The 21,422-nt window shown below is 42.2% G+C and carries 20 protein-coding genes and 1 pseudogene; 16 read left to right on the forward strand and 5 right to left on the reverse strand.

Annotated features, from left to right (window positions below; all coding sequences use genetic code 11):
- Positions 1–36: 36 nt before the first annotated feature.
- Complete coding sequence (locus L2740_RS17045; protein ID WP_248951285.1) at positions 37–984, reverse strand: LysR family transcriptional regulator; 948 nt, start codon at positions 982–984, stop codon at positions 37–39.
- A 94-nt stretch (positions 985–1,078) separates the two neighbouring features.
- On the opposite strand from L2740_RS17045, the gene L2740_RS17050 reads away from it, so the two are divergent.
- The 3 genes from L2740_RS17050 (at position 1,079) to L2740_RS17060 (ending at position 4,336) form a co-directional block, all read left to right on the forward strand.
- Positions 1,079–2,152: an HlyD family secretion protein gene (locus tag L2740_RS17050; protein WP_248951286.1), complete on the forward strand. Its 1,074-nt coding sequence runs from the start codon at positions 1,079–1,081 to the stop codon at positions 2,150–2,152.
- Entirely contained in the window at positions 2,152–3,723 is a 1,572-nt protein-coding gene (locus L2740_RS17055) for a DHA2 family efflux MFS transporter permease subunit (RefSeq protein WP_248951287.1), read from the forward strand. The genes L2740_RS17050 and L2740_RS17055 overlap by 1 nt, the downstream gene beginning before the upstream one ends.
- Positions 3,724–3,865: 142 nt before the next feature.
- Complete coding sequence (locus tag L2740_RS17060) at positions 3,866–4,336, forward strand: GNAT family N-acetyltransferase (protein ID WP_248951288.1); 471 nt, start codon at positions 3,866–3,868, stop codon at positions 4,334–4,336.
- A gap of 86 nt (positions 4,337–4,422) precedes the next feature.
- On the opposite strand, the gene L2740_RS17065 is transcribed toward L2740_RS17060, so the two are convergent.
- A complete protein-coding gene (locus tag L2740_RS17065) occupies positions 4,423–4,680 on the reverse strand; it encodes a hypothetical protein (RefSeq protein WP_248951289.1) in 258 nt (85 codons plus the stop codon).
- Positions 4,681–4,852: 172 nt separating this feature from the next.
- Between L2740_RS17065 and L2740_RS17070 the strand changes: the two genes are divergently transcribed.
- On the forward strand, positions 4,853–5,740 hold the full coding sequence (locus L2740_RS17070; RefSeq protein WP_248951290.1) for a radical SAM protein: 888 nt from the start codon (positions 4,853–4,855) through the stop codon (positions 5,738–5,740).
- Between the two features lie 57 nt (positions 5,741–5,797).
- Here L2740_RS17070 and L2740_RS17075 read toward each other — a convergent pair whose 3' ends face one another.
- Positions 5,798–6,637 carry a mechanosensitive ion channel family protein gene (locus tag L2740_RS17075; protein ID WP_248951291.1) on the reverse strand — a complete coding sequence of 280 codons (840 nt, stop codon included), beginning with the start codon at positions 6,635–6,637 and terminating at the stop codon, positions 5,798–5,800.
- Positions 6,638–6,849: 212 nt separating this feature from the next.
- On the opposite strand from L2740_RS17075, the gene L2740_RS17080 reads away from it, so the two are divergent.
- A complete protein-coding gene (locus L2740_RS17080) occupies positions 6,850–7,308 on the forward strand; it encodes a hypothetical protein (protein WP_248471401.1) in 459 nt (152 codons plus the stop codon).
- Positions 7,309–7,368: 60 nt separating this feature from the next.
- Here the strand turns inward: L2740_RS17080 and L2740_RS17085 are convergent, their stop codons facing one another.
- Complete coding sequence (locus tag L2740_RS17085; protein WP_248471451.1) at positions 7,369–7,584, reverse strand: HP1242/YdcH family protein; 216 nt, start codon at positions 7,582–7,584, stop codon at positions 7,369–7,371.
- A gap of 484 nt (positions 7,585–8,068) precedes the next feature.
- Here L2740_RS17085 and udp point away from each other — a divergent pair, with 484 nt between their 5' ends.
- Complete coding sequence (udp, locus tag L2740_RS17090; protein WP_248471400.1) at positions 8,069–8,827, forward strand: uridine phosphorylase; 759 nt, start codon at positions 8,069–8,071, stop codon at positions 8,825–8,827.
- An 85-nt stretch (positions 8,828–8,912) separates the two neighbouring features.
- Here udp and L2740_RS17095 read toward each other — a convergent pair whose 3' ends face one another.
- Positions 8,913–9,665: an outer membrane protein OmpK gene (locus tag L2740_RS17095; protein WP_248951292.1), complete on the reverse strand. Its 753-nt coding sequence runs from the start codon at positions 9,663–9,665 to the stop codon at positions 8,913–8,915.
- 392 nt (positions 9,666–10,057) lie between these two features.
- Between L2740_RS17095 and L2740_RS17100 the strand changes: the two genes are divergently transcribed.
- The 10 genes and pseudogenes from L2740_RS17100 (at position 10,058) to L2740_RS17145 (ending at position 21,409) form a co-directional block, all read left to right on the forward strand.
- Positions 10,058–10,543, forward strand: a complete 486-nt coding sequence (locus L2740_RS17100) for an NfeD family protein (protein WP_248951293.1) — start codon at positions 10,058–10,060, stop codon at positions 10,541–10,543.
- A gap of 23 nt (positions 10,544–10,566) precedes the next feature.
- Positions 10,567–10,866: pseudogene (locus tag L2740_RS17105) on the forward strand (SPFH domain-containing protein); the annotation flags it as partial.
- Between the two features lie 146 nt (positions 10,867–11,012).
- Positions 11,013–12,122, forward strand: a complete 1,110-nt coding sequence (locus tag L2740_RS17110) for a site-specific integrase (protein WP_248951363.1) — start codon at positions 11,013–11,015, stop codon at positions 12,120–12,122.
- Positions 12,123–12,127: 5 nt separating this feature from the next.
- Entirely contained in the window at positions 12,128–14,356 is a 2,229-nt protein-coding gene (locus L2740_RS17115) for a hypothetical protein (protein WP_248951294.1), read from the forward strand.
- Positions 14,357–14,358: 2 nt separating this feature from the next.
- The gene (locus L2740_RS17120) at positions 14,359–16,452 is read left to right on the forward strand and encodes a site-specific integrase (protein ID WP_248951295.1); all 2,094 of its coding nucleotides are present in this window, start codon (positions 14,359–14,361) and stop codon (positions 16,450–16,452) included.
- Complete coding sequence (locus L2740_RS17125; protein ID WP_248951296.1) at positions 16,446–17,108, forward strand: hypothetical protein; 663 nt, start codon at positions 16,446–16,448, stop codon at positions 17,106–17,108. The genes L2740_RS17120 and L2740_RS17125 overlap by 7 nt, the downstream gene beginning before the upstream one ends.
- 34 nt (positions 17,109–17,142) lie before the next feature.
- The gene (locus L2740_RS17130; protein ID WP_248951297.1) at positions 17,143–17,580 is read left to right on the forward strand and encodes a VPA1267 family protein; all 438 of its coding nucleotides are present in this window, start codon (positions 17,143–17,145) and stop codon (positions 17,578–17,580) included.
- Positions 17,577–19,739, forward strand: a complete 2,163-nt coding sequence (locus L2740_RS17135) for an AAA family ATPase (protein ID WP_248951298.1) — start codon at positions 17,577–17,579, stop codon at positions 19,737–19,739. The genes L2740_RS17130 and L2740_RS17135 overlap by 4 nt, the downstream gene beginning before the upstream one ends.
- Positions 19,740–20,337: 598 nt before the next feature.
- Positions 20,338–20,676, forward strand: a complete 339-nt coding sequence (locus tag L2740_RS17140; RefSeq protein ID WP_248951299.1) for a hypothetical protein — start codon at positions 20,338–20,340, stop codon at positions 20,674–20,676.
- Positions 20,677–20,803: 127 nt separating this feature from the next.
- Entirely contained in the window at positions 20,804–21,409 is a 606-nt protein-coding gene (locus L2740_RS17145; RefSeq protein ID WP_248951300.1) for a type VI secretion system-associated protein TagO, read from the forward strand.
- The last annotated feature ends 13 nt before the right edge of the window (positions 21,410–21,422 follow it).

A 21,422-nucleotide genomic window follows, 5' to 3' on the forward strand; every position in this document is an offset into this window, starting at 1 on the left:
ATTCAATGCAGATAACAGCTTTGGTTTATTTCTGCTTTATTGATTACTAAAATCTGGTCGCTCGATAAAGTCTGGCACCTCTAATACTCTGTCTTGCCAATTATTAAATAGCGCTTGATAAAGAAACTCGATAAAGACCTGATAGCGCCTCGGTATATACACCCGCTGCGGCATACTCATGGTGACTAAGCTTTGCTTCATCGGAAAATCATTCAACACTGTAACTAACTCACCTTTTTCTAACGCATCATGGGCTATCACTAGTGGGATAGCTGCTATACCGAGTCCTTCAATCGCGGCTTCACGCATTAGGGTGATGTTGTTGGTTTCAAGCCTAGATTTAGGCTCGATAGTGACCCATTCTTGGCCATTAAATAGGGTCCAATTACTGTCGATATGTGGCGAGCTTAGACGAATACATTGATGTTCACTTAATTGCTCCGGGCAATTGGGTTCGCCTTGTTGCTGCAGATACTTAGGGCTTGCCATTAAAATCTTAGGAGTATTAATCAAGGCGTAGGTCTTAAGCCTGTCATCGGTTTGCGCAGTGATTTGAAAGAGTAAATCTATACCTTCTCCAATCACATCTACAGGGCGGTTTGTTAGTTCTGCTTCAATGGTGATATCGGGATAAAGCGCTAAAAATTTAGCGAAGATCCGCCCAAAATACAGTTGGCCCATTTCAATCGGGCAGACGATTTTTAGATGCCCTTTAATGGTTTGCTGTCTGGCGCTTAGTTGATCTTCGGCATTTTGTAGATCAGCTAAAATGCGATTAACTCTATGATAGTAATCAGCCCCCGCTTCGGTCAGTTTTAATGCGCGGGTGGTTCTATATAACAGTTGAACGCCGGCATCAGCCTCTAGCTCTGCCACTTTGCGGCTCACGGTCGCTTTAGTTAACCCCAAGGCATTAGCTGCCTTAGTGAAACTGCCTTGTTCGACGACTTGAGAGAACATTTGAATGCGGTTGAGATCTATCATTGTTACACCTGTGAAACAGTGGGTAATATTTTAGCTATCTAATAAATATACTGAGACAGTATTAAACTATGACTCACTAATCAAGGAGTCATTCATGTCCAAAACCAAATTATTTATCGGGATCCCAGCCCTTATACTTGCACTTGTAGCAGGTGGTTATTATTGGTGGACTCAAGTACGTAATTTTGAATCTACCGATAACGCTTATGTTGAAGCGGATATCTCTCATATCAGTGTAAAAGTGCCTGGCTATGTGACCGCCACTTTTGTCACCGATAACCAACACGTGGCCAAGGGCCAGTTATTAGCACAGCTAGAAGATAGCCAATTTGCGGCTAAAGTTGCCCAGAGTCAGGCATTACTTAGCAGTGCTAAAGCGCAGTTAACCACGCTTAATGCGCAAATTGATTTACAACAAGCATTGATCAGTCAGGCGCAGGCGGGGGTTACAGCTGCAAAGGCTGAGCAAGTTCGTAGCCAGCAGCAGTTAAGCCGCGCATCAAAACTAAAGGTAAAAAACTACAGCTCACAAGATGCGGTTGATGAGGCGCAGGCGGCTTTTGAATCTGCCACCGCCCATGTTGATGAAGCCCAAGCCGCTCTTATTGCTAAGCAGCGGGAGTTAAATGTATTTAAGGCGCAATTAGTTGAAGCTGACTCGAGTGTTGAGCAAAACAAAGCGGGCTTGGCATTAGCGCAAATTCAGTTAGCCGATACTCAAATTACCGCGCCATTTAGCGGCGTTATCGGTAAACGCGGTGCGCAGCAGGGTCAGTATGTACAGCCAGGGCAAGCCATTTACAGCCTAGTGCCTGATAACGCAGTGTGGATCACCGCTAATTTCAAAGAAACTCAGATTGCCGATATGCACGCAGGCCAGCAAGTCGCCATTGAGTTAGATGCGTTTGCGGGTAAGCATTTCTCTGGTGTGATTGACAGCCTGTCACCTGCCTCTGGTGCCAAATTCAGCCTATTGCCAGCAGAAAATGCCACAGGTAATTTTACTAAGATTGTACAAAGGATCCCGGTACGCATCCGCCTAGATAAAGATTCCGCGGCTCAGCTTGAACAGGGCAGAATTGTTCCGGGACTTAGTGCGCTGGTCAAAGTCGATACTGCAAGTGATAGTCAAAGCCCTGCAGTTGTCGCAAGTAGAGCGCAATACTAATGTCAGCGACTAGAGCTGATACATTACCATCTATTGAGCGAGTTGAACCCGGCAGTCGCCGCGCTTGGATAGCCGTATTTGGCGGATTAATTGGTGCATTTATGGCGATTTTGGATATCCAAATCACCAATGCGTCGATGAAAGAGATCCAAGGCGGATTAGGGGCAACTTTAGAAGAAGGCTCGTGGATCGCAACTGCGTATCTAGTAGCGGAAATGATAGCAATCCCGTTATCAGGCTGGCTTAGTAAAGGCCTAGATATTCGCCGCTATATGTTGTGGAACAGCGCGATATTTATCTTTGCCTCTTTGCTGTGTTCTATTGCATGGAATCTTGAATCTATGATTGCCTTTAGGGCGATGCAGGGTTTTTTTGGCGGCGCATTGATCCCTATGGCCTTTAGGCTGATTTTAGAATACTTACCCGACAGTAAACGCGCGGTAGGTATGGCGCTTTTTGGTATTACCGCGACTTTTGCGCCATCAATTGGCCCCACTTTAGGTGGCTGGCTTACCGAACAATTTAGTTGGCACTATCTGTTTTACATCAATGTACCGCCTGGATTGGTGGTGATGTCGATGCTGGCTTATGGCTTAGTTAAAAAGCCAATTAATTGGCCAGAGCTTAAGAATGTCGATGTTATGAGTGTGCTGACCATGGCTTTGGGGATGGGCTGTTTGGAGGTCGTGCTAGAAGAGGGTAACCGTAAAGACTGGTTTGGCTCAGATCTTATCCGCAATTTAGCCATTGTGGCTGCGGTAAATATTGTGATTTTTGTTTATCTGCAGTTTAAGAAAAAAGATCCTTTGGTCAACTTGAGGTTACTGGCAAATCGTGACTTTAGTTTGTCGACCATAGCTTATTTTTTACTGGGATTAGCACTGTTTTCATCGATCTATATGGTGCCTTTATATCTGTCGCAAATTCAAAATTACAACTCGTTAGAGATTGGTGAAGTCTTGATGTGGCTTGGCTTTCCGCAGTTGCTGATTTTGCCGTTTATGCCCAAGTTAATGCAGCGTTTTGATAATCGTTATTTAGCCGGCTTTGGTTTCTTCATGTTTGGCGTGAGTTACTACATGAATTGTCATATGACTGCTGACTTTGCTGGGCCGCAATTAATTGCCTCTATGGTGGTCAGGGCTATTGGCCAGCCGTTTATTATGGTGCCAATCGGCATGTTAGCGACGGCTAGATTAAAAAAGTCTGAGAACGCTTCGGCATCGACAGTATTGAATGTGGTGCGCAATTTAGGCGGAGCATTTGGTATTGCATTAGTTGCAACCCTGACTGACAACTTAGGCAGAATTCATTTAGCTCAGATGAAAGAAACCTTGCCTGCCGTGAGTCCTCTGGCTAACGGGTATTTGGATCAAACAGCAGCTATGTTACAAGCAGCGGGTTCTGACCCTGTCACCGCTAGCCAGCAAGCCTCTGCTTTGCTTGGGCAAACCATGCAGCAACAAGCCATGGTTCAAGCTTATAACGATGTATTTTTTATTATGGCAGGGTTGTTGATGATAGCTGTGGTATCGGTGTTGTCGATTCGTAAGCCGATAGCTCAAACTTAAACAGATGCTTAAGCCTTTTGAGTTAACCAAATGGCTATTAACGAATAGGTGTTATTGGCGTGAAAAACTCGCCATTTAACGCCTGTTTTTATCATAGCAAAGTGCTAGACTGCAGCCTATTGCCGTGTATTAGGAGCAAGCTATGCTTTGGAAATCTTTGTCTTTTTCTGAGCTTTCACTTAACGAGTTATATGATCTATTAAAGCTTAGGGTTGATGTGTTTGTGGTTGAGCAAAACTGTCCCTATCCAGAGCTAGACGATAAAGATCGCCACGCTCAAACTCAGCATTTACTGGGTTTGAATGAGCAAGGTGTTATTCAAGCTTATGCCAGAGTGCTCGCACCTGGTGTGAGTTATCCTGATGCCAGTATCGGGCGGGTTATTGTGGCTGAAGCTGCCCGTGGTGGTGGTGTTGCTCATACCTTAATGCAAAAAGCCATTGCGATTTCGATCAAGCGCTGGCCAGAGCATAATATTCAGTTAGGTGGGCAAGAGCATTTAAAAGGCTTTTATCAGCAACAAGGTTTTGAAGCTGTTTCTGAGATGTACTTAGAAGACGGCATTCCGCACATCGACATGCTACTGACCTTAACTGAGTCTGCTAAAACTTAAGAGGTTGTGAGGCGAATAAATAACTGAAGCCCAATCACTTAGCAGGCTCTTATCGTGCGGCTAAGCAATGAACTTACCAAGCATAATTAGTGCTTATTTGACTGTCTAATTTGCACTTTAGGTGAGTAATCCACCTCGCCATTAGCTTCAATTACCGCTAAGGATTCATTTTGTGTGATAAATGCAAGCGGGCTTGAGCTCAGTTGTCGAACAAAAAGTAATTGATAACCAAATTTGTGCAGATCATAAAGAGTAATTTTTTGCTCCGCACTCATTAACTCCCAATGGCTATTATGAGATCGTTGGCTTTGGCGCCTCTCTCCAGTTTGCAATGCCGTTAGCATACTCGCCTCGTTCATGAAAAAGTGGTTTGTGTTACTAGTTTTAGTTTACGTTATAAACACGCAATCGGTTTAATCTATGCAGCTTTTATGACAATTAATATGTAGCTGTTTATTTTACAGATGAAAAATGTTCAACTTCTGCATCGATAAAATGCTGTTGAAATAGGAGAGAGTGTTGCTGAACTATATTGAGCCTGTGTTTAGGCCACCATCAGAATGGAAGTCTCTTATACTGCAGGTCACCAATGGTTGTAGCTGGAATCAGTGCAGCTTTTGTGACATGTATACTCAGCCGCAGAAACGTTTTCGGGCGCAAAAGACCGACAAAATAGAACAAGACCTAATTGCTGTTGCGGGGTCTCGCGCTCATATTAGCCGAGTATTCCTAGCCGACGGCGATGCCATGACCTTGCCATTCGCCCGTCTAGAAGCCATTTGTTTAATGATAAAACAGTATCTGCCAAACGTAACCAGAATTAGTAGTTATTGCCTGCCACGCAATATTAATAATAAAACCCCTGAGCAGCTTCAACGTCTTAAAGAGCTTGGACTCAGCCTACTTTATATCGGTTGTGAAAGCGGCGACGATGAGGTGTTAGCCCGCATTAAAAAGGGCGAAACATTTGCATCATCACTGGCAGCCTTGCAGAAAATTAAAGCGGCGGGGATCAAAGCTTCGGTGATGATATTAAACGGTTTAGGCGGAGTAGAATTATCCAAGCAACATGCCGAGAACTCTGCCAAATTAATGAATGCAGCCCAGCCAGAATACTTGTCGACCTTAGTGGTCACTTTACCTTTAGGCAATGAGCGTATGGACGCCGCCTTTGACGGTCATTTTCAGTTACCGAATCAAGCGCAGTTATTTACTGAGATGCATACTTTACTGACTCATCTAGAGCTTGATAAAACCGTGTTTCGCTCAGATCACGCCTCAAACTATTTGGTGCTAAAAGGCATACTCGGTAAAGATAAAGCTGCACTTGTTGCGCAAGTCGAAGCCGCGATGACAACCCCAGAGCGTATTGTATTACGTCAAGAGTGGCAGCGGGGGCTGTAGTGAATTAACAAAAAGAGCAGCTATAGCTGCTCTTTTTGTTTTATGCGGTAAATGAGTTTATAGGTGCTCTTGGATTTGGACCTGTTTAACAGGGCAAGGGATCTCTATATTCGCCGTTTTTAATGCTTTAAAAAGTGCTGCATTGGTTTGATACTTATCTTGGAAGTAGCTTTCAGTGGGCACCCAATAGCGAATACCGATCTCAATACCAATACTATTAAAATCATTAATACCGACTTGGGCTTTGTCGCCCTCAAATACTCTTGGACTATCGGCGAGCACTTTAGCTAGCATGGCGACGACTTCTTCAGTATTCGCTTGGTAACTGATATTAAACTTAGTCTCAACTAACTTGTTGGCAAAAGAGTTATGTAAGATCTCACCAACAATATGCTTGTTTGGAATGTTGATCTCTTCGCCTTCTTCGTTAGTTAATACAGTCATACCTAAGTGAATATCTTTAACTAGCCCACCTACGCCTTTAATCTCGATAGTATTACCGACGATAAAGGGCCTAGTCACAATAATAGTGATCCCCGCGGCGTAATTAGCCAGCATGCCTTGTAGGGCTAAACCAGCACCTAATGATGCGGCACCAATTGCAGCAACCATAGGGGTGACGCTAATACCTAATTTACCTAGGGCAATGATCCCGACCATCACGATAATGAGTATACGAACAAAGTTGCTGGTGAAGTTACTCAGAGTGATATCTATTTCATGTTTTTCAAAAATGCGAGTAACAAGGTTGGCCACCTTAGATGCTATCCACAGGCCAATTAAGAAGATAATGATGGCACCAAGAATACTAAAACTATACTGCACTAAAAACTCAGTTATAGCGGTATAGGCATTCTGTAACTGCGCTATTTCTTGGTCTAATCCTTGCTCTTCCATTTTTGTATCCCTTATGACAACGTCTGCTAATTAGATTACTGAATAAACAGGATTTTGTAACTTAGAATTTATATATGTATAGCGGAAGACTTGATTCATTAATGACTGAAAAACCTTTGCGTGAAGAGGATCAAGCTTTGCCGCGAAGTTTACTGTAGCTATATCAATAATAGGTTATTCTTTCTGCTAATTCTAATTTGTCGAGTCCAATTATGAGAGCACTTATTTTCGCTTTATGTAGCCTGTTTACCACATCTGTTCTGGCTAATACTTATCAGGTTGGCGACCAAATCACTGATATCAATTTACAAGATCAGCACGAAGCGGTTTACAACGTTGATAGCAGCACCACTAAAGTGCTTTTTAGCCGCAGTATGGATGGCGGAACCTTGATTCAAGAAGCGCTAGAGGCTGAACCTGAATTAGTTAGCGACACTGGACTGATTTATGTGGCTGATATTAGCGGCATGCCGTCTTTGATTGCGCGCTTTGTTGCATTACCTCAGTTTAAAAAGTTTCCTTACCGCGTCGCACTAGACAATGAAGGTGAGCAAACTAAGCCCCTGCCAGCAGAAAAAGATCAGGCGACTTTGATTGAGCTAAACAATAATCAAATTACCAAGATTACCTTCTTTGCCACGACAACAGATTTACTTGCTGCTTTGAAGTAGCAAACTACAACAGCTAAAAAGGGCGCTTAGCGCCCTTTTTTATTGCCTAAAATACGCAACTTAACTGGAGTGACCTTTCAAAATATCGTAGATCTCTTCTTTCAGATGTAGCTTTTTCACTTTTAGTTCATGCACTTCAGAGGTGTAATCGCTAGCGTTACTCTTTTCCAGGTTTTTTATCTCCTCATCGAGTTCATTGTGCTTGTTAAACTTCTTTTGGAAGTGTGCGTCAGATGTTTTTAATTGGCTGATAAGTTCTCTGTACTCTGGAAACATGCAGGCGTCCTTTTGGCTGTTTTAGTGCGGATTAATCATTTACTTCACTTTTAAACTAGCGCGATTATTGACCGTTAAATGTGATGTTGATCGAATAATGAGCGATTGAATTGTTAACTTTATAAATGCGGATTTATCAGCGTTTATTAAGGTGAAAAATATGCCAGGTAAGCAGGTAAAACACAGCAAATAGGGAGCGCAATTTCTGAGGCTTTAAGTTAGCTAAGTTATTGCTAATATTATATATAATTATTATCGAAATACTTTGTATTTAGCTTGGTAAAGACGGGCGCTTTAAGCTGGCAGTATCAGTTGAAGCTGCTATATTTTAGCTCTGCTGATTTGATGTGTTGGTAACTAGATTACGACATTTCATTGACTCTTGGCTGGAAAAGTGTGATCTAGTTAACCTTTTATGGGTGGCGACTAGGTTAAAGTCGCATTAATCCGATTATTAATATCAAAAATGAAAGGGGTTTTCACGATGTCTGATGTATTTCATTTAGGCTTAACTAAAGAGATGTTAGATGGTGCTAGCTTAGCGATCGTGCCAGGTGATCCTGAACGTGTTAAGCGTATTGCCGAGTTAATGGAAAATGCGACCTTTTTAGCAAGTCACCGTGAATATACCAGTTATTTGGCTTATATCGACGGCAAACCCGTAGTAGTGTGTTCAACTGGTATTGGTGGCCCATCAACCTCTATTGCAATTGAAGAACTCGCTCAGCTTGGTGTGCGTACTTTCTTGCGTGTTGGCACAACTGGGGCAATTCAACCACATGTGAATGTGGGTGATGTTATTGTGACTCAAGCTTCTGTGCGTTTAGATGGCGCGAGCTTACATTTTGCGCCAATGGAATACCCTGCGGTTGCTAACTTTGATTGTACTACTGCTATGGTTGCAGCAAGTCGTGAAGCTGGCCTTGAGCCTCACATTGGTATTACTGCATCGTCAGATACCTTCTACCCAGGCCAAGAGCGTTATGACACTGTATCTGGCCGCGTAACTCGTCAGTTCAAAGGTTCAATGCAAGAGTGGCAAGACTTAGGCGTGCTTAACTACGAGATGGAATCATCAACGCTATTTACCATGTGTGCTTCACAAGGTTGGCGTGCTGCATGTGTTGCGGGCGTAATTGTAAACCGCACACAGCAAGAGATCCCTGATGAAGCTACCATGAAGAAAACCGAAGTGAGTGCGGTTTCTATTGTGGTTGCAGCAGCCAAGAAACTATTGGCTTAACTTTGGGTTGAGCTTATTGTTTTAGTTTTACCCACAAAAAAGGCGCTTTCAGCGCCTTTTTTAATGCTCAATTGGTTGCTCAAATTTAGAAATGATATTTAGCAATCACAGAGTAAGTGTTTTGATCTATGCCATTAACACCATATTTGTTTTGCCAGTAATCATACTCGATACCAACAAACAGCTTATTCTTTTGGTGCTCACCTAACACAACCGCGCCTAAGTCATACTTAAGCTGTGGGTTGAAATGGAAGTTGCTCTCGTAGGCCGCTTCGTCAGTGGCAAATACCCAATCGATGTAACCATCAAGTACTATATTGGAGTTGCCAACAGGAAAATCCATTCTAAACGACGGTGATAACTGCCAGCCATCACTGATGTTTTCGCTACCAGAAGCATGACGACGGTAAGTATTTAGCTGGAAGTAGCTGAAATAAGGCACGTTAATATCCATACCAATACCGTATAAAAAGCTCTTAACTGGGCCTTCGCCTTCTTCTAAAGCTAGCGCTAGTGATAAGTCAGTTACAGGGCCAAAGCCAATTTGCTTACCTAAAATCTTGCCAGCACTTAAGCGGGTCGAGATTTCGCCGTAGGTAGTATCGTCTTTGCCGCCATTTTCTCCATTAAAAAATATAACATCCTGGAAAGCGAACCAGTCGCCATATTTCCAGTCACCAGCTGTTTCAAACGTCAGCGTGGTTTGCTTGTCAGAAGGAGCTAAATCGTAATTCTCACCATGTAGAGCGGTAACACTAACGTCCCACCAATTAACCAAGTTATCGGCCATTGCTGCAGGGCTAGCGAGTAAAGCTAGACATAGAAGTTTGTTGTTCATCATAACGCCTTTGTTTTTATTGAGGTCGAAGATCTAGGTATATAAACCCTTGCTAAAGCATGGGTTTTATTCGCGGGGAATATAGGCGTTTTGCTGACAATGTTCAAAGATTTTGTGAGTGTTTTTTCTCTGCTCTAGTCAATATGGATTTAACTTGTTGAAATAATGGGGTTTACATATTTATGTTTGCTTGGCCATTATCCCTTTTAGCAAACGTTGTTAATCGCTATTAGCGACTTTTACTCCTGATAATGGCCATGTTAGTGTGGGCGCAGTAAACCTGTTGGATGGTTTTTGTTACAGCCTGGAGTGGATAATGTTGACATAATATGTCGTATTGTTCAGCCACAACTGATATAGTCGTTGTAGATTTTCCATTTTCAGGGGGAAATATGGAGTTTTCAAATCCCATTCTAATTTGGGCATGCATAGGTATCTTACTTATGCTGGCTGAAATCATTTTACCCGGCGGTATAGTGATCTTTTTAGGTGCGGCTTGCTTAATCGTTGCTGGCGCTTTGACTATAGGTTTAGTTGAAGGAGTAACTCAAAGTTTAACGCTTTGGTTTATTGCATCTATGGTTCTTCTACTGGCGTTTCGTCAGGTCACACAAAAGTTAGTCGGCGGCGATGCCCATGTCGATAACACAGATGAAGAGTTAGATATTTACAATCAACTCGCCATCGTCAAACAAACTATAGGTCCAGCGCAACAGTTGGGACGTATTGAATTTCAAGGCAGTGAATGGCCCGCTTTAGGAGATGGTAGCGAGATTGCTGCTGGCGCTCAGGTGAGGATTATTTGCCGCGACAACATCGCCTTAGTGGTCGAGCCGATTGCGGCTGATAGTGAGCACTTTTCGCCTAAAAATCATTGATTTAAAAAGGAAGGAATCTATTTATGTTCGGAATTACACTGTTTGTTCTGTTTGTGTTTTTTATTCTCTACAAATTACTGCTGATTGTGCCTATGCGTGAGGTCAATGTTATCGAACGTTTAGGTAAGTTTCGTACTGTGCTACAACCGGGTTTTCATTTTCTAATCCCGTTTTTTGACCGCGTAGCATACAAGCATGAAATCCGTGAACAAGTCCTTGATGTACCGCCACAAAGCTGTATCTCAAAAGATAACACTCAGCTAGAAGTTGACGGTCTAGTCTACCTAAAGGTGATGGATGGCAAGCTTGCAAGTTACGGTATTTTATAGTCCGTTATGTTTCTACCCTTGCTTTTTTCTCTGGCATATATATAGTTAGTATATTGTTCGGCAAATGTTGCAGGCTTGTGTTGCACTCTCGATACTTACTCAAAAATTTCAAATACGGTTCTACTCTACAAAACATCGAAATGATATTTGATTGTGATAGAGAGCCGCATCACCCTTCTTGCTTTTATTTATTTAATTTAAAGTGTGTAAGACATGCGGCGGACAACACTTGCGCATCACAGTGCAATCAAATTAAACAGTTTTTGGATTTTCTCGAACAACTTGAAATAGGCTTAGAGCATGTTAGTACCGAGGTTGTTCAAAAATATCTATTTGGCTATCTTTTTAAAAAGAAAAAACTGCAAGCCAGCACAATTAAAATACACTCCACAACTCTTTTCTCCTTTTTTAAGTTTTGCTTTGAGCGCTGCTTTATCAGCGAGCGCGTTATTTATTTCAGTGTTTTCACTGATGAGTATGTTGAGAGCCAGCAGACTTACGCCGAGTTAGCGCTCGAAATTAAAGATCTTTACATGACCAACTCCGACATAAAATTGCTTTGCGAACATGTAAGCGGCAATTCCGACTTCATACGCAAGCGCAACAGACTTGCGATGATGTTCGGCTATTACGCTGGCCTTCGCACCAGTGATGTCGCATCTAACCCGCTATTAACTGTTGCTTACTTCAAAAGATGCATCCCTAATGTGCTTGAAGGAGGAGAGTTGCCTATATCGCTGGACATATCTTATATAAATAAAAAATCATCTAAAAAAGTGTCTCTCAACATTGAGTTTGCTCTCATTTCTGCAATCCATGACTTCATATACGATGCTAACATCCAAGATAAGTTGACTAGCAACACTCCACTCATTTGCCAAGAAAATGGCTCAGCACTAAACGATGACCGATTTGCTTCACGCAAGTTCTCCGAAGCGGTTGAAAATTTGATTGCTGCCGGAAATATCAATAACTCCGAGGTAAAAAAATGGCGAAAACGTCACTTTCATATCTGCCGTAAATGCTTCGCTACAAACAAAGTTGTCTGGTGTCGGGAGCAAGGTTTACCACCTTCTATCATTGTCAGAGATTATCTCGGCCACGCTGATTTTGGAACTTCTATCAAGCACTATATATACGCCGATTGGCTGCTGAACCAGCACAATAATAAAGAGTATTTAACTTTCCTAACTGCTGACGAAACGAGTCTAGGGCGCAAATTTATGAAGAAATCGGCAATAGAGATGTAAAGAATATGGATAGTTCATTTAACGAGCACACTGATACCATTGACTACGATTCGCTAGAGATGCCAGCGAAAGTTGTGTCGCTAGAACAACTGCGCAACAAGAATTCAACGTCGATATATTTAGGCCGACTAGGCACCGCCAATACTGAGTACGGAGTGTCTATTCCACAAGGTTACGAGGATGACCTAGTCTGCCAATGCATGATTTGGTTTTTAGGAACAACTTATGTTCAAAACCACACGAACAAAACCATCATCAGATATATTACAAATATACAGTATTTTTTTGACTTTTTAACGCACAAAGCGCCTACAGTGCCGCTTCCTTTCTCGATTTTAAACGAATACAAGCACTACATAACCACAGTGAGTGATGCAAATAACAGCGGCCTAACTCAAAACAAAAAATATCGCGGAGCACTGCTGCCTCTAGAACATCTCGCGCTTTCACAATCAGACGAAAATCAAACAAAGTCGCAGTTGCCAGAGAACCTGCTAAATTGGCAGGAGCACGTAACATATCGAGTTAAAGCCGGACGACTTGGCAGTAACTTATCAGAAAACTCGGAAGCGCGTGACTGCTTATCATCACTATTTAAAGGCTGTGAGTATAGCGACACGGCACTTATCAATTCACTTAAGGTTGTAGCAAGCACTACCTTATTGCTTTTCGCAGAAAAAAGAGGTGCACTGCGCGAACATCTTGAAAAGGATAAAGAGTTCCAATGTCTGTTGGTTGAGGCGCTTGATAAACATACAATAAGTGAGCCACCAAACTCATGCGGATTCTTGCGCACCAACAACGGTAGAAATTCACAAGAGCAGGTTGATTATGCCCACGGCCTATACCACAGACTATCAAAAGCGGTATGTGAATTAAACGACCCTATTTTGCTTGAGGTATGGTCATATAACCTCGGTAAAGTAAATCCTGCATCCAGTAAAGTGCGAAAGTTCACCTGGTCATCCACTCCTACGATTAACGAAATGACTAATTTGTGGTCAGTAGTAACCGCAACCGATGGGCGCATTAATACTAATCTAGCTGTATGTAACAGAAGTAAGAGTACAAAGGTGTGTAGTGTATCAACTATTAATGCACTTACAGTGCGTGACTTGCTGACGATCACCGACTTTGAGCAACTTCTTATGCTCTGGCTAAAAAATGCGGATAAAATCTACGATGATGCTGCACTCGCAATGACAATAGATGATCACATTATTTCTACCGAAGACGTATTTGGACGGTCGATAAAAGGACGTAGAGACAAAATGAATCGGGTGGTCCTTTCAACCCCCGCGACAAAGGCTAACCTTCTATACTACGCCACTGTAGAGTACACAAATGCAATTGAATCCTGTCAAAAGCTACTGTGCAAAGATCAACAAGGTAAACTATTTCCGGGATTTGCTTTCTCTTGGCTAAAATTCTTATCCCCAAAGACTAGGGTCGTAAGCCCCACGTACAAATTACTGACTTCATTAGTTGACGACAGCAGCCACATTTTATTGTTTCTAAAATCAGAGCTTGGCGAGACTAAGCTAAAGCCTTTCCAATGGTTATTGCAAAACATAATATCACAAAAACAAAGCCTTAACGCATCAGCCATCCGTAATTCGGTCATCGCGGCCGAAGCAGCACGAGGCATGCGCGGTGAAGCTTTTGATGATGCGCTCGATAGAGACGCGGAGGCGGCAGGACACAGTGTAGAGACTCGACTAAACACCTATATATCCCGCACAAAGTCACGAGAGATTGCAAGCTCTGTCATCGACATGGAGCGAAAAGCTATCGAAATGATGGAGCAGGACGCGAATGCGATTTTAAATGCATTTGAAAGCGCCAAGGAAGGTGGTTTTGATGTTATCAGCCAGGCGCAGGTTGAAGAGCTCAGAAAGAAGCAAAAATACAAAGACGTTAATAGTAGCCACAGTAAGTTGTACCAAGCCTTTGAATCAGAAGAGCAGGCAGACGGAATGCTCTACGCACAAAACAATCATTATTTGTTTATCGAGAGTCCTCTTAGCGTGGCTTTTATGCTAACTCAAATCCACCTAAAGCTAGCAAAAGCCGATCTAAACAAAATTAATCTCAATGATGCACAGAACACATCACTACTAACTGATGTAGTCATCATGCGCTATGTAATGGAAAACAAATTCACAACGCAAGTTGTTGAAGAAGGTGAGAAGTTCTTTGAAGAGCACATTAAGCCGACCTTAGAGATCAATTAAAGATGGATAATAGACAAGCACGCAACACAGGATTACTTCCGCAACCAAGTGAACAAAGCAACGATGAAGCTCTCGTTAATGATATATATAGTGCAGATCATGCGCTCACATTTTATGAGCTATCTGATGACAGCGAATATAAGCTTAATCAACTTAACGATAAAAATATCAAAGAAAAGTGGGCGTTCTGGGCGAAGGGAGCAATTGTCAACTACTTTGGTGGGTGGGATGATGTAAAAAGACAGACGCTCAAACAAAAAAAAGGTACCTCCATGGTTGTCGTCGGAGCCTTTTACGCTATAGCCTTATTCGCTAGCCGTCACTACCCAGACACTCCCATCGCGCAGTGGAAAATGTTTCATGTTAATGAATTAATTCAACGCCTACTACGACGTGAATTCACTACTAGAGAGAGAGACTCCGAACCCCCTTACTTTAGTTATAGCAGTGTAGAAAAGGTCATAACCAGTTTACAAACTACATACTCCGCGTTTATTACAAGAGAAATTTCAGACGGCCTGTCATTCAACCTTTCGACAGCTCAGAAGGTTATCCGAAGCGCCGTTAAAGAAGAAATTCCCAAGTTCGGGTTATTAGTTGAAGAGTGGATAAAAGGAGGGAGTTTCACTGCGTTAGATGCCGTCTTAGCCGCAACCATGAGCGCCTACGCCCTTAGCATTCTGAACCACCCAAAAACTAAATTTTTACAAGACTTTTATCAAGTACAACGTCAAACAGGTGAAGTAATACCCTTTACATACTCCGCCCTGTTTTATAGGGCGCTCTACACTTTCGCCTTAAAAGAAGTTGATAACGTAGAACACTTGACAACATCAAATGGAAGAAAATATAAGGAAAAAGATCTCGAAGCCAAAAAGCTCTATCTTGAGCTAATCAACCGTCACCGCGATAGCGTTACCTTGTATAATCGTACAGGCTTCCCTTTTGAGTCCATCGCTGAGTTCCATGATTGGATAGACTCAGTCTACGATGCGTGCTATTGGCTATTCTTGGCGATGACAGGGGTTCGAAATAGCGAAGTAACCTCACTCAACGGGGACAGTTATGATGACGTTAGTCAGCGCTATAGAACAAAAGTCAAAAAAACAGATAACCGCGCAAATCATGACCGTGGCGGTGCCGATTTGATTAAGCAGTTATTCGATACCTTGAATAACTTAAGTATCGCCCCCAAACGCGAGCGTCCAGATGGTAAAACCTTACCTCTGTTTGCCGCAACATTCAAAATGGACTCTACTAGCACAAACCTAACTGAGTCGGAGGTTATAGCCGGCAATATCTATCCAGTTATATCAAGGCGTAAAGGCTGTCAGCTTGGTGCATCAACTTACACATTAAGATGTCGATTGAAGCGATTCTGCAAGGCTTTTGCAGAGGCGCAACCAAGCTTTGCCAAAGAAGTGCTCGATATTCATCCGCATCGCATGCGTCACACGTACGGCCAGTTCATTCTGAGACGCTTTGAAGGTTATATGGAGGAATCATTACGAATACACCTTCGCCATGCAGCAGGATCTTTCATGATCAACACCTATAAGAGTAAAAAACACGAAGAAGATGCGAGAATCGCGAATGAACGTCAGTACATAAACGAGATCGTCAAGCGCATATATAATGAGGTCGATGGAAAGTTAGAAATAGAAGGGAATGAGGATTTGTTAGGCGCGGCAGCGCGTACCATTCACCAGATGATAAGCAAAATAAGTACAAAAAAGCCAGATGAAGTTAATGGCGCACTATTGGCTATTTCCGGTGAAATCGAAAGCATAAAAGCACACAACTACGGCTATTGCTTAGTGATGAAAAAAACGCGCAGTCAAAGCAAGTGCTTCGATAAAGCGACGAACGCACCGAAATTAAATCGCGGACAGTTTGATGTTTGCGCGGGTTGCCCCCACTTCATGTACTCGAAAAACAGTCACGAAACTGAAATCATTAACCATCGTTTTTTGCATGAAAAGCAAATAAAAACCTATGAAATTCTTGGTGTATCTAAAGACAGTAAAGTGATGCGTGCTTCTCAAAAAGCGGTTCAGAATGCGGAAGCTATATTGGATAGGAGTGCAGTGTGGTGATGGGCGATTTAGATGATGTCAAAGCATTCTATAGTGCAAACAATCCAAGCCGATCGCCTAAAATCAATAAGGTTGAACAATATCCTGAGTGGGTTGAAACTGCTGAGCAAGAACAGCTTTTCAATGCTGTAAACACTCAGTACAAGACTTGCTTAAACTTCATACAAAACATAAAGCGTGGTGAAGTTGAACTTGTAAAAAAAAGAGAGAGACTTATCCAAGGCACGGCTGTTTGTATGGTTGCCAAGGTTCATCGCAAGCAACTAACTCCGGCAAAACAACCGAATATCACCAGGCGGATAGATGAGCTTAACGCGGACTTGGAGAAAGCCTTCGCTCTGCGCAAGGCGGCAATCAAGGCTGACCGTTCAAAGAGAAATGCAGAATTACTCAAGCAAAATAAACAGCTGAAAAGTCAGGTTAAGTCAGAAATCGAACGTGCTTCGGTGGATTATTTCAACAGTTTTTTAGAATCTAATTGGGCAAACTCTCTCGATTCCGTGTATGAGAAATTGAAAGAGGCGAAAGCAAAAATACAGAAGCTCGAAGTAGAGAATGCTAATTTGCGCAACCTCAACGCTGAGTTAGAAAAGGCGATTGAACGTAAACTTTCCAAAGAGAAGACACTTACCAACATTAAAGTTGTACGTGAGTAGTCAACCTTATAAAAATACAAGAAATAAAGAGATTATGGCAAGCGGACAACAAAAAGCACAGCAGAACCTCGAAGCGTTCGAAGTATGGCAAGCAACTCAGACGAATGATGATTTCAAGCAAATCATATTTAAGGGGCAACTAAATCGCGGAGAAATAGCTAAGGCAATAGGGTGCGGGAAGTCAGCATTAACTCAAAACCCTGCGTTAAAAGAGGCGTTGAAGTCGCTTGAAGACAGGCTACGCGACAAAGGCGTACTGCCGCCACTGACCAAATCGGCAAAGAAAGATACCGACAAACCAAAAGAATACGACAACACTCGTAATCGCCAACTACTCGATGCTAAACGAGTATCTACCTTAGAAGCAGAAAACATTGAGCTTAAAGCCAAGGTTAAAGAGTTAGAGGGCAAGCTAGAGCGCTTTGGTGAGCTGAATGAAACCCTTTCTGAAATGGGATTCATGCCACGATGAATGCAGCTTTGCATGAAGATCAAATGCGTGTCACCAGCATCCCTTATAGCTCAAATAATATGGTGATATTCAGCGGCGTGCCGCTGGCAAAAAACTCATACAAAACCAATAGTGGTAAGTATTACGTCACCATCAAAACAGATCCTGATTCAATTCCCGTTCAACCTGCCATCGGCCAACACTGGTCGGTAAAAGGCGCTCGCTTAATAGAGGAAATGGAAACAGGCGATTACATGATGCAGCAGCACACCTATGAATCGCCTCACCGTATCGAATGCAGCCTGCCCGAAACGGGTGAACAGCTTGTTCGCTTTATTGCCAGAGAGAGCGACTTTAAGGGAATTGGCGAAAGCAAAGCCAGAGCGCTCTGGCAGCTTCTGGGGAAGGATTTTCACGCCGTATTGCGAAATGATGTACCGGAGAGTCGAGAGCGCCTGAGAAGCGTTCTGAGTGTAGATTCCATTGATGCGTTGTACGAGGGCTATGCCAAGTACAAAAATCTGGCCTACTGCAACTGGATGTCAGAGCATCAAATACCTGCCAGCATACAGCAACGCCTGTTAAAACATCATGGCGAAGAATCCATTGAAGCTATCAAGCAAAATCCGTATGTGCTGATTGGCTTTGGGATGCCGTTTGCGGATGTAGATAAACTGGTCGAATTCGACCAGTTTAAGAGCACATATTGTGATCATCGCAGACTAAGCGCAGCACTTGAAGCTTCCATTCGAAAAGAAATCGAAAAAGGTCACACATATACAACTCAAGCGAGTTTACGACCCTATCTAACCAAACTACTTAAGAATAAAGAGTTGGTGACGGAAGCGTTCAAAGCAGGTCACGACAAGGCACAATACATCCTAAATCCTGATTCTGGCACCTACCATCCAACCGCTCAGTTGTTGATGGAAAATGTCGTTGCCAAACGACTCAAAGCATTAGCCAGCCAAAATAACCTTTATGACGAATATGCAAATTCTGCATATTGCTCTGCGGTTGATGAATTGCCCTACGAGCTAACCAAGAAACAAATTGAAGCAGTAACAACGTGTTTAGATAGCGCTGTGAGTTGTATCACTGGCGGAGCTGGCACAGGTAAAACGACGGTACTTAGAACCGCACTTCGAGCCTACCATCAAATGGGATATGAAATACATGCGGTAGCGCTGAGTGGTAGAGCCGCTATGCGCTTGCACGAGTCAATTGGTTTTATCACCTCAACTATCACTAAGTTACTGCGTGAAGAGCCTATAGAGCCAACCTCAGACCAACAAAAGCATCTTCTGGTAATAGATGAAGCCAGTATGATTGACTTGCCAACCATGTATCGCTTGGTCAACCATATTCACCCATCGGTTCGAATAATTTTCACTGGCGACCCAGACCAACTACCGCCGATAGGTTGTGGCAAGGTGCTGGCTGATATCGTTCTGTCTAAAGCCATTGCTAACACCATGCTAGATATCGTTAAGCGTCAGGAAGGCTCAACAGGTATTCCTGAATACTCCAAGCTCATTAATCAAGGTATCGTGCCTGAGAAATTAAGCACAGGCGCTATTCACTTCCACGAAACGACCAAGAGCGGCATTGCTCAAGTCTGTTGTGACGTGTATCAGCAATCACCTGAAAACAGTCGTGTCATGGCACCGACCAAAGCACTCGTTGCTAGTATTAATAAATTAACTCAAGAAGCCGTCAACCCTAATGGAAATAGACTTGAGTTCGAAATGCACGGTGAACAGTTTTTCCAAAACTTAAGGTTGAACGATGCAATTCTATTTACGCAAAACCATTATGACAAAGGCATCCAAAACGGCTCTCTAGGTACGCTAACCAGCGTTGAATCATCTGGTGAAAGTTATGGCGAAGTAACGCTGGATACGGGGGATAAAGTTGAGGTCACACAATCCGTGCTCGATTGCATGGAATTGGGTTACGCAATAACCCTACACAAAGCCCAAGGTTCGCAGTTTCCTAGAATCATTATCGCACTACAGAAAGGTAAGATAGTTGATAGAGCGTGGCTGTATACAGCAATTACCAGAGCAGAGAACGAAATCCATATCGTTGGTTGCTCCGAAGACTTCAGGGCAATTACATGCCCACCAAGCAACTCGCACAAGCGCAACAGTTATCTGAGAGAGATTCTAACTAGTTAAAAAGCATACTCGTAGTTAAAAAAGCATACTCGACTAAAAAATGTATACCGAAGCATACTGACGTATACCGCTTGTAATTTCAGAGGCTTATTGTGCGTTCATATTAAAGTTTGATAAATCATAATAAAGTCTGTTATTTATAATATAGTTTGATATTTTTTGCAGGCTGATACGGGGGAGAAGTAACGCATTTGTGCCCCTTTATTTCTTAGCGAGAGAAACTGGATGCACTGGATAACACCCAATAGTGCCATATATTTTCTAATGTCTTGGGCAGTCAGATCTGACTTTAAATTAATAGATCAATATACAGTTATAATTTCACGCTGGTAATCCGTGAGGAAAGTGAACAAAAAACGGGTGCTTTATGCTCTATCAAATTTTTCATTTTGGATAACATATTGAATTTATGATGATTGGTGAAAGGTTGTAGAGACCTCTACATCAGCTTGCTTAGTTTTGCGGGCAACTTATTCAATCTTTTGAAAGAAATGTTAACTTTATCTGTTTATTTCAATGGATTAGCGTGGCATAGTCGCTGTAAGTTAAATTTTAGGCAGCAGTTTATTGGGCTGCTATTCAATTTAAGGAGAGATTGGTGACAACAGTCAATAGGGAGCGGTTAAACACCCTAAAGTATATTCAAGAAAACCCTCAATCTAGCACTGATTCTGAAAAGGTATGCGGCTATATTATTGATGACCTATTTAACAGTGAGCTAGTTTTCGGCTATAGATCGAATGAGTTGGGCCGTGGTCCTGAACCTATCTATCACCGCTTGCAAATCACAACAAAAGGTCGAGAGTTCATTGAAAAACAAGGACTTTCAATTAAGCTGTCAGCGATGATCCAAAACCCATACTTGGTAGGTATCACTTGTACTGTCATTGGCGGGCTAATTTTAGCATTTATAACGATGCGATATCTGGCTCAATGAGAGCTTATAAAATATAACAAAACGCTAAACTAGACACCACACGCTAGGCATTTTTGCTTCGCAAAAGTATATACCAAGGTGCTGCGCAAGTTGGCTAAGATGCTGAAATATAAGGAGAGTAGTGTAAATGAAATATCTTGGAGTTTTAATTCTTTTAACCGCATCCTTTAATTCTTGGGCAGATCAAACTAAAGATATTGCTGTTTGTGCTAGTGAAAAAAGTGATGCTATGCGTTTAGTTTGCTTTGATTCGTTAGCAACAAAGTTAGGAGTAAACAAAGTAAAATCAAAAGCGCTCCCTTCAAAAAGTAAATGGAATGTAAGAGAAGACCGATCCCCAATAGATGACTCAGTCAATATTACTATGTCACTTTCTTCAAACGACAAAGTAAGATCAGGTTATAAAAATGTTCAACCTCGTTTATATGTTAGATGCTCAGAAAATAAAACTAATGTATTTATTACTTGGAATTTATATTTGGGCTTAGATAAAACTCAAATGCTGACGAGATTCGATAAGCAGAAAGCAACAACAAGTACTTGGAGTCTTTCCACTGATAATAAAGCAGTCTTTGTTAGAGGTGGTGATATTGATTTTGCTAAAAAATTAATCCAGCATAATAAATTGTTAACTCAAATAACTCCATATAATGAAAGTCCTGTTATGGCGACATTTGATCTTTCGGGGTTAGGTGAAGACATTAAACCATTAAGAAAAGCTTGCGGGTGGTAATGTGCTGCTACAC

It is taken from the genome of Shewanella pneumatophori, from assembly GCF_023283895.1.
In the GTDB taxonomy this organism is placed as follows: Bacteria; Pseudomonadota; Gammaproteobacteria; order Enterobacterales; family Shewanellaceae; genus Shewanella; species Shewanella pneumatophori.